Origin of the sequence: Flavobacterium sp. FlaQc-49, from assembly GCF_044005985.1 — a bacterium.
Taxonomy (GTDB): domain Bacteria; phylum Bacteroidota; class Bacteroidia; order Flavobacteriales; family Flavobacteriaceae; genus Flavobacterium; species Flavobacterium cupriresistens.
The window spans coordinates 64954-76293 of record NZ_JBIPCS010000009.1 but is presented as its reverse complement, the minus strand read 5'-3'; the positions used below and the strand labels follow the sequence as shown (position 1 = coordinate 76293).

7 protein-coding genes are annotated in these 11340 nt (G+C 31.1%); 1 reads left to right on the top strand and 6 read right to left on the bottom strand.

The window, feature by feature from the left end:
• Positions 1 to 7: 7 nt before the first annotated feature.
• Together ACHRV3_RS17725 and ACHRV3_RS17720 are read right to left on the bottom strand one after the other, a co-directional pair.
• On the bottom strand, positions 8 to 1405 hold the full coding sequence (locus ACHRV3_RS17725) for an aspartate aminotransferase family protein (protein ID WP_047779051.1): 1398 nt from the start codon (positions 1403 to 1405) through the stop codon (positions 8 to 10).
• A 189-nt stretch (positions 1406 to 1594) separates the two neighbouring features.
• Complete coding sequence (locus tag ACHRV3_RS17720; RefSeq protein WP_395436030.1) at positions 1595 to 3262, bottom strand: cyclic peptide export ABC transporter; 1668 nt, start codon at positions 3260 to 3262, stop codon at positions 1595 to 1597.
• A gap of 657 nt (positions 3263 to 3919) precedes the next feature.
• On the opposite strand from ACHRV3_RS17720, the gene ACHRV3_RS17715 reads away from it, so the two are divergent.
• Positions 3920 to 4618, top strand: a complete 699-nt coding sequence (locus tag ACHRV3_RS17715; protein WP_395427628.1) for a 4'-phosphopantetheinyl transferase family protein — start codon at positions 3920 to 3922, stop codon at positions 4616 to 4618.
• A gap of 181 nt (positions 4619 to 4799) precedes the next feature.
• Here ACHRV3_RS17715 and ACHRV3_RS17710 read toward each other — a convergent pair whose 3' ends face one another.
• From ACHRV3_RS17710 to ACHRV3_RS17695, 4 genes are all read right to left on the bottom strand, one after another.
• On the bottom strand, positions 4800 to 5543 hold the full coding sequence (locus tag ACHRV3_RS17710; RefSeq protein ID WP_395436029.1) for a thioesterase II family protein: 744 nt from the start codon (positions 5541 to 5543) through the stop codon (positions 4800 to 4802).
• A 717-nt stretch (positions 5544 to 6260) separates the two neighbouring features.
• A complete protein-coding gene (locus ACHRV3_RS17705; RefSeq protein WP_395436028.1) occupies positions 6261 to 7775 on the bottom strand; it encodes a PAS domain-containing protein in 1515 nt (504 codons plus the stop codon).
• Positions 7776 to 8253: 478 nt separating this feature from the next.
• On the bottom strand, positions 8254 to 8904 hold the full coding sequence (locus tag ACHRV3_RS17700) for a response regulator transcription factor (protein ID WP_047779047.1): 651 nt from the start codon (positions 8902 to 8904) through the stop codon (positions 8254 to 8256).
• Between the two features lie 89 nt (positions 8905 to 8993).
• Entirely contained in the window at positions 8994 to 10676 is a 1683-nt protein-coding gene (locus tag ACHRV3_RS17695) for an ATP-binding protein (RefSeq protein WP_395436027.1), read from the bottom strand.
• Positions 10677 to 11340 lie beyond the last annotated feature (664 nt).

Genomic DNA, 11340 nt, shown 5'->3' with positions numbered 1-11340 from the left:
TAAAGGATTAAACCAGAGCTTGTGATAAATTCTTTTCTTCACAAACAACAAAGGCCTCTTTCATTATTATTATGGCAGCGTCAACAATTTCTTTAGTTGTAATTAAAGGCGGAACTAATCGCAATACGTTGTTATAATGACCTCCTACCTCAAACAATAATCCTCTGTGAAAACATTCTGTTCTAAACTCTTTCAAATACTCCGGGAAAGGTTTTTTAGAAGTTTTATTTTTTACAAACTCTACCCCTATCATCATTCCTCTTCCACGTACTTCTCCTATAAACGGATGATCCAATGCCAACAAATTCAATTCCTCTTTCAAATAGTCCCCGATAAAGTTTGCGTAATCTTCAATTTTATATTTTTCTATAAAATCAAACGCCCCTCTGGCTGCAGCTATACTCACTTGATTACCTCTAAAAGTTCCAATATGTTCTGCTGTTTCCCAAGCCTCAATATCTCTTTTATAAATTAGTCCGGAAATTGGAAATCCTATTCCTCCAAAACCTTTTGAGAATGTAATTATATCCGGAACAGCTTTTGTATTCATGAATTCCAAAAATTTTCCTGTTCTGTAGAAACCACTTTGAATCTCATCAAAAATTACAATTACGCCATGCTTATTTGCTATTTTGACAATACGCTCCAAAAATCCTTTTCTTGGAACAATATTTCCACCTTCTCCTTGTATTGGTTCTAATATAATTGCAGCAGGAAGTGTTATACCGGAATGTCCTGTTTCCAAGATCCATTCAAAATGATTTGCACAATCATAATTACAAGTACTCTCTTCTTTATTAAATGGACAACGATAGCAATAACTATAGGGTACAAAATGTACATTTGGAATAAGTGAGGATATTTTTTTTCTAAAAAAAGTATCTGAGGTTACCGCCAAAGCACCGGAAGTCATTCCGTGGTATCCACCTGAGAAAGCAATAATACCATCACGACCTGTTTTTATTTTCGCCAATTTTATTGCAGCTTCAACTGCATCAGAACCTGTTGGTCCACCAAAACTAACTTTGTAATCTTCGCGAATCTCTTCCGGTAAATTGTTTAATATTTTTTGAATTAAAAAAAGCTTGTTTTCTGTTGGAAAATCCAATGCATGAACTAATTCTTCCTGTTGTTCTTTAACATATTCCATTACAAAGGCATTACTGTGCCCTACATTTAATACGCCACAACCTCCAAAAAAATCAATAAATTGATTTCCGTCTACATCTTCTACAATACTACCTTTTGCACGTTTTAAAGCAATGGGCATTTTCTTAGGATATGAAACAACACTACCTTCAATGTTTTTCTGTAATTCTAATAAAACTTTTGATTTTTCTCCAGGTAATGAAGATGAAATGATTTTTGCCCCTTGAGACAAATGATAATCCTTAAGTAATTCCATAATAATAAGTGGTTGTAATAATGAGTGGTTGTATTTAAATTATAAACATAGAATTATATCCAATGATCTGGTGAATCATTGAACTAATTCTAAAAAAATTAAAGAATGATTTTAAAAACGAAATAATTAATTCAAAAATAAAAGTATAGTCCAAAAATAAAGAGAAACAAATATTATTTAATTGTAATGTTATGCCAGAACCGAAGAAAATAAAATTTCCTGATCTACTATTTTGCCATAATTAAATTTTACTAATCGATCACAAAATTTATAATAAGCATCGTCATGTGTAATCGCAATTACGGTTTTTCCCTTACTCTTAAGCTCCGGAATTATACTTTCATAAAAATATTTTCGGAACTCCGGATCTTGTTCAGCAGCCCATTCATCAAAAATAAAAATCTCTTTGTCTTCTAATAATGAATAGATCAATGCCATCCTTTTCTTTTGACCGCTGGACAAATTTTGAAATATTTTATTATTCGCCACATCTACCCGAATCACTTCTTCCAGTTTCATTTTATTCAGGAGTTCTGTCAGGTTTTCATTAGACGGAAGCAAATCAAAACCATCATAATTTTCAGAAAACAAATAATTATCTGAAAAAATACATGATATCATATCTCTGTAATCAGATCGATTCTCTCGATCAATAAGATTGGTATTGTTCAAAAATATCTCACCTGATTTAGGTATATAAAGTCCGGATAATAAGTTGATAAAAGTACTTTTTCCACTTCCGTTTCCTCCGGAAATAAAAATGACTTCGCCTTTTGTTATTTCCAGATTGATCGGTTGAAGTTCAAACGTAACTACACCGTTAGGATCAATGTGTTTATAACTCAAGTTTTTTATCACTAAATTTTCAAAAACAGGTAATGGATTAGTCGAACTTGTACTTAAATCCGAGTCTTTTATGCTTCCACTGGTAATTTCATTAAATTCATTAATCCTGTCAAATGCAATTTTAAATCCAATAATGTTTTTCATAAGATTTATAAAAATAGTTATTGGCCCCATTAAAAAGAGAAAAGCAACCATGAAACCGGAAATAACAATTTGATCTAACTCAAAAATCAAAGGCAGCACAAAAAGCACGACACCGATTATCACATAAAAAAAATACTGCCCTATTAATTCATTTCCAAACGCTGCCAACTCAGCCTTAATGCTTAATTTGATTGCATTGTTACGATTTTTAACAATGTGATTAAAATAGATCGAATGACTTCTCTTACTACTCATCTTAATGCTATTAAAACCATGCAAAAAATCGTTATAATTAGCCATAAAACTATCATCAAGATCTCGTTCTTCAGTCATACTATTCTCAATGGCTTCATTTCTCTTAACATAAACTAAAGCTAAAGCTATAATAATAATTATCATCATTACAGCTCCTTTCGGATAAAGCCAAAACATATACCCTATCCCTGCAATTATCATGATTATTGCATTAAAAAAAACGATAAAAGATTCTGGTAACGCTTCTAATGTACCTACATCCTGCATCGCAGTTCTAACTCTTGCTTCTCCGATCCGCAAATAAGATTCATAATTACATAACCTAAGTTTGTCTATAATTTGAAGTACCATTTCTTTACCAAAATTCAAAGTAACCTTAATCATGTACCTTTTAAAATAATAAGTCAGGACAAACGAAACAATAACTAAAACCAAATAAATCAACCAATCATAATCACTTAAAAACGGTAAAGGGGTACCGGCAACTTTATTACTGACAAGCATTAACAAACTACTACTCCACAATCCGTTTATTAAAGCAAATAATCCTAACAGTGGCAGGGCTACATTTAATTTTAATTTTAATACTTTCAGCAAAGTTATTCTTTCCAATGTTTGAATTTTAAATGGTTAATCTGGGTTTTATGCGATATTCCTGATCACAAATATATATCATAAAACAAGAAAAAACTCAATAAAAAACCAAAAAACCTACATGTTTTGACAATAATTAAAAAATAAAGCCAAAATACTGAATAATATTAATTATTAATAAAAAACAATCCGTATTTAATTAATAAAATTGTTAATTAAAACATATTTCATAATTTTTTTAACATAATAATTCTGATTAAAAATTATTTTTATACATAAAAAATTACAAATAACACACTATTCTTACATATTTTTAAAAAATAACTCATAAATCCGCAACGAGAAACATAACAAACTCGCAATCAACAAAATGATTATTATTACCCAATATTTCTTTCTTTTTGATAAATAAAACTCCCGATTTTTTTCATTCGTACGACTACTTAAAAATAGTTAACAATTACTAAATCTTAATGAATTTGGCTTTTACTTAAACCCTATTTTAATGCTATTGATCTTAGAATTGAAGTATTAAAAAGTTCAAACATTGCAGGCAAAAAACCCGAACTTTTTACGACTATAACGTTTGTTACAAACTAGCAAGTGTGACTATATTTCTAAAGATAATAATACAAATACTATATTTGCAAAACTCTCCACTAAAACATTCTTTTTTTGATACATCTTTTTTTTACAAGATTTGACAAACCAATTTCTTCTGATAATTGGTCCCGTTTACAAGAATATCTATCGCCGGAATTACGTAAAAAAAGTAATTCATACCGAAAATGGGAAGACCAACATGCGTTTGTCCTTGGAAGACTGCTGCTAATGGAATGTTTAAACGAAATAGGTATAAGTAAAAACGCCATACTTGATATAAAATACAACGAATTTGGAAAGCCTTTTTTAAATAACGATATTGATTTTAATATCTCTCATTCAGGTAATTTTGTGATTTGCGCCATTGCACAAAAAGCAAAATTAGGCATTGACATTGAAGTGATAACTCCTATTGATTTTAAAGATTACAACTATATTTTGACAGCAGAAGAATGGCAAAAAATTCATCTATCAGAAGATCCTCTGAAATCCTTTTTCAGACTTTGGACTATGAAAGAGAGTTTGATCAAAGCAGTAGGAAACGGTCTGTCCATTCCATTATTAGATATCACTATACATAACAATAAAGTACTATACGATAACAAGTCATGGAATCTGACTGAGTTAGTCTTAAGCGAAAATAGTTGCGCTAGTGTAGCAACAACCATTGCAAACCCAAATTTCCTTTTTTTTGAGGTTGATTATTCTACCGGTTTTAAAGAGAAGAAAATAATACAGACCAACATTAAGAAAGTCGAGTCGCCATTTTAAGCCACTAAAAACACAAAACGCTCTAGAGCTATGTACTATTTAATTGTTTTTTTAGTTACCATTTTCAATAAAAAAACTTTTTTACAAGACCTGAATTATTTTAAAACAATTTTTTAAAAAAAAGCCACTTATTTTTCAATAAATGGCATTAGTGCTAAATCTTTTAAAGTACCATCAAATATTAGTACGCATTTATTCTGGCACCATGAGCCATATGAGCTATTTTTTGTGCCATTACTTCCGGATGTTTAAGAATAAAAAAGTGATCGCCTTCCAGTAACTCAAACGTACAAGGCGAAGATGTTTCATCTTTCCATGCTTTCATGTCGGTTAAAGTTGTTTTTTCTTCTCCTTCGCCGATTTCCTCTTTTCCCATGCAGATATGAATAGGAAAGGTAAACGGCTCCTCCATCACTTTAAAATTATAATCTTCAATAGCTTGAAAATCTGATTTCATTATGGGATAATACAACTCTAAAAGCTCTTTACATTCTAAGATCTCTTTTGGTAATCCTCCAATTTTTTCAACTTCCTGCCAAAACTCCTCTTCTTGTAATAAAGATTTTTTATTAGTAAACCGATTAAAGCCCGGTGCTCCCCTACCGGTAAAGAAAAGACATGTTGGCTGTTTTAACCCCAGCAGAATTATTTTTTTTGCTAATTCGTATCCCAATAACGTTCCCATACTATGTCCATAAATCACATAACTGCAATCTTCGATAAGCGGAATAATTTGTTTGATAAGATCGTCTACTAATTCATCAACATCCACTAACAAATTCTCTTTAAAACGACCACCTCTTCCTGGTAATTCCAAGGTTACCCAATTTAAACTTTTAGGTATGTGTTTTTCAATACTGCTAAAACTATATTTATTACCTCCGGCAAAAGGAAGGGCAATAATTTTATTTCTATTATCTTTCATAATTTACAAACAGATGGGAATTTATTAAAATGAAGTTGGAATTTTCCTTTTATTTCTGTTTCGCAAAAATATAGTAAAACTTACAAATTATCCAATACAAATTATAAGATTTTGAATCTGTCCTTAATTTAGATTTAGTTTTCCAGCATCAAAGACAAAAGCTGTGAAGCAGCACAAAATTGAATTTGGAAATTTAGTTTATTTAAAAAACGTACACGATATTTTTCATTTGAAATGACAAAATTGCAAGAAACAGGACTTGATGAATTGATACTTTCTTATTTTGCCACAGATTTGCTTCGAATGTCCGCTATAACAAAATGTCATTAAATTAAGATACTTTTCACGCAGATTCTGCTGATTCTACGGATTTTTTTATTCTATTCCGCTAAAATCAATGTGAGACTTTTTTTGACAATCCTTAACTTAATGGAATTACGCTATAGCTCGAAAAACAGATTTTCGAAGAAAACAACGAAAAAAAAATCTGCTAAATCTACCTGAAAACAAAAGAATAAAATGATTTTAGCTTTATGATTTTAATTTCACAATCACCTCAACATCAATATAGATCAAAACAAATCTTAACTTGAAATATACTATCCGAAGAATAAACACTCAAGAAAAAAAACCCTTTAGCATTCATTCACAGCACAATTCGAGAACTACTGAGAAATACCACAAAACCAAAAATTAAATCATTAATTACGATACTCCTTAATCATTAAACACAATTTTAAATGTCGTCCCTACTCCTACCTTACTTTCTACCGTAATCTTTCCATTCATAGACTCGATTTGGTTTTTTGTAATGTACAAACCTAAACCGTTTGCTTTTTCGTTTTTATGAAATGTTTTATACATTCCGAAAATTAAATTTCCATATTTCTCCAGGTCGATTCCTAAACCATTGTCTTTTACTGTGAATGTTTTTTTTCCGTTTTCAATGAAAAAATTAAATTCAACGACTAGCGGTTTTTCAGGATCTGCATATTTAATAGCATTGGTACTCAAATTTTGCAATACGCTTTCAAGATATGCCGGATTAAAACGGACAACTGCCTCGGGGGAAACGTTATTTAGTATCGTAACATTATTACTCTCGCTATAGGCATTAACAATATTGAGTACCCTGCTTAAATAACTGTTCAAATTCAGCGTCTCAACATTGATTTCGGTATTGTTCTGAACATTTACAATTTGAGACAAATCTTCAATTGTTTTGCTAAGATCTCCCGAAACCGCACGCAGGTATTTTATGGTTTCAACTTTATCATCAAAACTTTCTTCGGAATCGATCAGGTCCAGAAGTACTTTAAAATTACCTGCGTGCGCATTTAGATTATGAGATACGATATGCGAAAAATTCAACAATCTGTTGTTTTTCTCCTTGTATACTTCCAGCTCTCTCTTCAACTCCAGCTCTTTTTCTTTTTGAAAAGAAACATCACTGTGAGTTCCTATTATTTTTAAGGATCTCCCGGCAGCATCACGTTCTACTACCATTCCTTTGCTAAGAATCCATTTGTATTTTTGATCAGAAGTCAGTACGCGCATAAAGTTTTCGAAGAAAGGAGTTTTATTATTAAAATGATCCTTCAGTGCTTCAGTGTATGCTTCACGATCATTCGGATGCATTATTTTATTCCATCCCTCTTGTGTATTAGAAATATCGGAAGCTTTCCATTCTAATATATTCAGTGATTGTGGTGAGTAGCAAAACCTGTTCGTTTTCAGGTCCCAATCCCAAATACCGGCATTTGAAGTCTCTAACATAAACTTGAAACGTTCTTCGGTTCTTTTAAGTCTTAATTCTTGCTCTTTAAACTCTGTAATATCTCTTATTCGGCCACAAAATTCTGAACTTCCATCTTTATTGACCATTCGTTTTGAGGTCACTTTAAACCAGCTTAATCCGTTCAAAGGCAATTCTGCCCGAAACTCCACACTCCATTTTCTTCTTTTTTTAATAGCGTCAAACAAAGAGTTCACAACTAGTTTTTTATCATCCTTATGAATTCGGTCGTAAATAGAAAATACGGTATCAGTAAACATCACATTCGATAAGACTTCAAACATTTCATAAGTTACATCATTTATAAAAGGTATGTCATAGTCGTTATCTGCCGAAATCGTAAATACGAAAAGAGCGTCCTGAATCTCATCAAATACTTTAGATTTAAAAATATTTGTGTTTGCTTTTTTCTTTGTATTGTAAAAATCAAATTCCATAACTTTACTTCTTTACGTTCTCTTTTCTCTTTCTGTTGATTGTAGTTTTTGCTTATGCAAAATTAGTACCGGACTTTAAAATTGTTGCTCAGACGGACATCTTCCAAAAAAAAATAAAAAATGACATGGCGTGTATAACCTAGAAAAAACAAACTAAAAAAGCCGTCTGTAACAACAAAAGTAAATCTCATAATACAGGAAGCCAGATGCCGAAAAAAATAATCCATTCTGCTGCAAATCCATCCTTATCTATAAAGTCTCAGCAACTGCGTCTTCCTGACAGAACAAATATACATGCAATAAAATCAATACTTTATAGAACATTGGACAGGTTGTTGTAGAATTATTACTACTGAAAATTCCTCATAAATTTAAAAATCAGCTCCAAAAAAAACAGGAGACTATACGCTCCTGTTTTTTAATAAGTATCTCAAAACCTATCTCCGGTCTGTGGTTCCTAATTCGTTTTAGCTATTTGTTAATCAGAATACAAATGAAAAAAATTGATTAAATCGGCCAGATTATCTATTTCCAGTTTTTCAAAAATTCTGTTTTTATAGGTACTTACCGTTGTTTTTTTTATGTTTAAATGTTCTATTATTTCCAGATTACCATAACCTTTAATTAAAAGCTGCGCCACTTCAATTTCTCTGTTGGACAATACATCTAACGGATTTGTTGGCTTTTTTGAAATATAAGAATCCAGAATTCTGTCTTTAAGATTCTGCGTAATATATTTTCCGGACAAGATCATCGAACTGATGGCATTTTTCATTTCTTCTTCAGAGGTTTCTTTGTTCAGATATCCTGAAGCGCCTGCATTCAAATACCGCATTGCGTAAACATTCTCATCGTAAGCGGAGAAGATTAGTATTTTTATTTCCGGCTGGATTGTTTTTATTTCTGTTATGATATTGATGCTGTTTCCATCGGGAAAATTCACATCTAATATCAGTAAATCTATCCTATGTTCTTTTAAAATATCAAGTGTATCCTTAAAATTCCCCGCCTTATAAATTAAAGCATTCGAAAATAACTCTTTTATCATCAAAGAAACGCCCTGTCGAACCACAGTATGGTCATCAGCGACTAAAAAACTATAGTTATTGGATGGTGATTTCATTTTCATTTACCTAATTTAGAATTATTTAAGCGCTTTTCTCTAACAAATTATCTTTTTAACTTTATACATTTAAAGTATACTTATCGGACCTTATTTTAAACCAAACTTATAAGCAGGTTAAAAATAATCTTAGTCCCCTTTCCTTCCTCGCTTTGAACGTCTATTTTTCCGTTAAACAATTCTACTATTTCTTTACATAAATTAAGTCCTAAACCTACTCCCAGATTGTTTACTTTATCTGAAACCGTTCCCTGATAATAAAGTTCAAATATATTTTTAAGATCATTTTTAGCGATTCCAATTCCGCTGTCCTCAATTTCAACTTTTAAATTCACTTTCTTATCCGAGGTTCTTTCAAGGTCTATCTTTACCTTTATCAATCCGTTCTCAGTAAACTTATTCGCATTTCCGATAATGTTATAAAAAAGCTGATGAATTTTTGCAGCATCCGAATCGACATCAAGTTCTAAAATCAGATTCGAATTCACTTCTATTTTATTGCCTTTGCTTTCAACCAGTGAAGTCATCGAATTCACAATCTGATGAATTTCTTCTTTAAGGTGAAATTTCTTTTTGTTTAGTTTAGGCGCATAATTTTCATCTTTCGAATATTCCAAAATCTGATTGGCTAAAAGAAGCAATGAGTTCGTAGTAAATTGTATCGATTTAAAAGTATCTTTTATCTCGGGATCTTTTATAGAGGAGCCAATCATTTTACTGTAAATCGAGATGATGCTTAAAGGAGACCTTATTTCATGACTGACCATCCCCATAATTCTATTCTTAAAATTCAGACTTTCATGAATCTTCAGCTGAGCCATTGTAAGTCTCTTTTCATATTGAAAAGCCAACCTTGTAAAACCAAAAAGTACAAGCGATATGATAAACATCAGCAGAATCAAAATTGCGATGGTATAATTCCTTACTATTTTATTCGAATCGTACTGCTTCTGCAACTGTTTTTGGGTATTGTCCTGAAGTACTTTCAATGAATTGTTATAATGAGGCATCACCTCAGCCTCTAAATTCAATAGTTCGTTATTAAATCTTTTTAGTTTAGCTTCTTGATCTTTTAAATTGTCGAATGACTTTTTTAAGTTTATAAACTGATTTTCGTAATATTTATTAGTAGTATTAAACAGGTTTGCAAATTGTTCTTCGATACTCCCGGTCACTATCTTATTATTATATTTCATAGTAACGGTGATCTTCAACTGCTCTTTTTGTATGTCCACTTTTCCGGCTAAAGCAGCTCCCAATCTGGAGAATAATCCTTTTTTAGACACGCTGTCTATCGTCATATAAGAATCCGTTTTGATACTGTCTAAGATTTTTTTGTACTCAAACTTATTTAGTTTAAACGGTCGGGACAAATTATTTTTATCCGGATTGACCTGTGATTCAATTATTGAATCGATACTGGATTTTAGAGACTCCACAGAATGTTCGGACTGGTTCTTTTCCTGCAGCACCTTCATGAACTCTTTATTGTCTTTTGTAATTAAGCTTAAACTGTCGATCAAACGACTGATATCGTTTAAGCTGGCGGTGTACGCATTGAGCGATTCTTTGTCTTTATAAATACTATAATTATTAAAGCTTTTTTGAGAATCAACAAAGGAGTTGTTTATGTTGTTCGTAAAATGTGTTATTCTATTCAATGAATCCATAGAATTCATCGTTTTTGACATTTCCGAATCATTAGACGATTCGTTGTACCAAATAACTATTGCAGTTATTTGTAAAAAAATAACACAGGCTATTAAAGTATAGTGCATTATTTTTCTGTGTTTGAACTTTAGTCTAAAGAAACTAAAGGGGCTATTTTGGGGCTGTTTTCTAATCAAAATTTATATTTTAAAATGAAAAATAAAATAAGGAGTCAAAGAATCAAATCAATAACTCACACAACTTTTTTAATTAGGTATCGGAAGAACATCCTGAATGATGTACTACATTTTAAATAAATATTGTTCTATAGTCAAAATTAGCAGTCACTAATTCAATTTTAATACGGATAACAGATTTTACTCTCTCTAAGATACTGTTTCTTTGTTTAAAGAACAACAATATTTATCAGCACTAACTACAACACAACAGCTATTAAAAGAGATTTGGGGGATCTTTTTAATTGAATAAATAAACTTTATAGGATAAACATATTCTTATTCCGTTTATAAAAATTTACTTATTTCTATTTTCTTAATAAAAAACAAAAATAGCATGCTGGGATTAAACCGACTGTAGAACATTCTGCAACAGTCTGTAGAACTTGTTCTACAATTTAATCATTGCTTATACTACAGTTTTCTTACTACAAAGATATTAATTTTAAAAAAATACGCCGGATTATTTACGAAATCGTTTGATATGGAACAAATCTAATGCCCCAACACTTAGATTCTCTCACATCTGGTGAATCAAAAAAAATATAAACTAAAG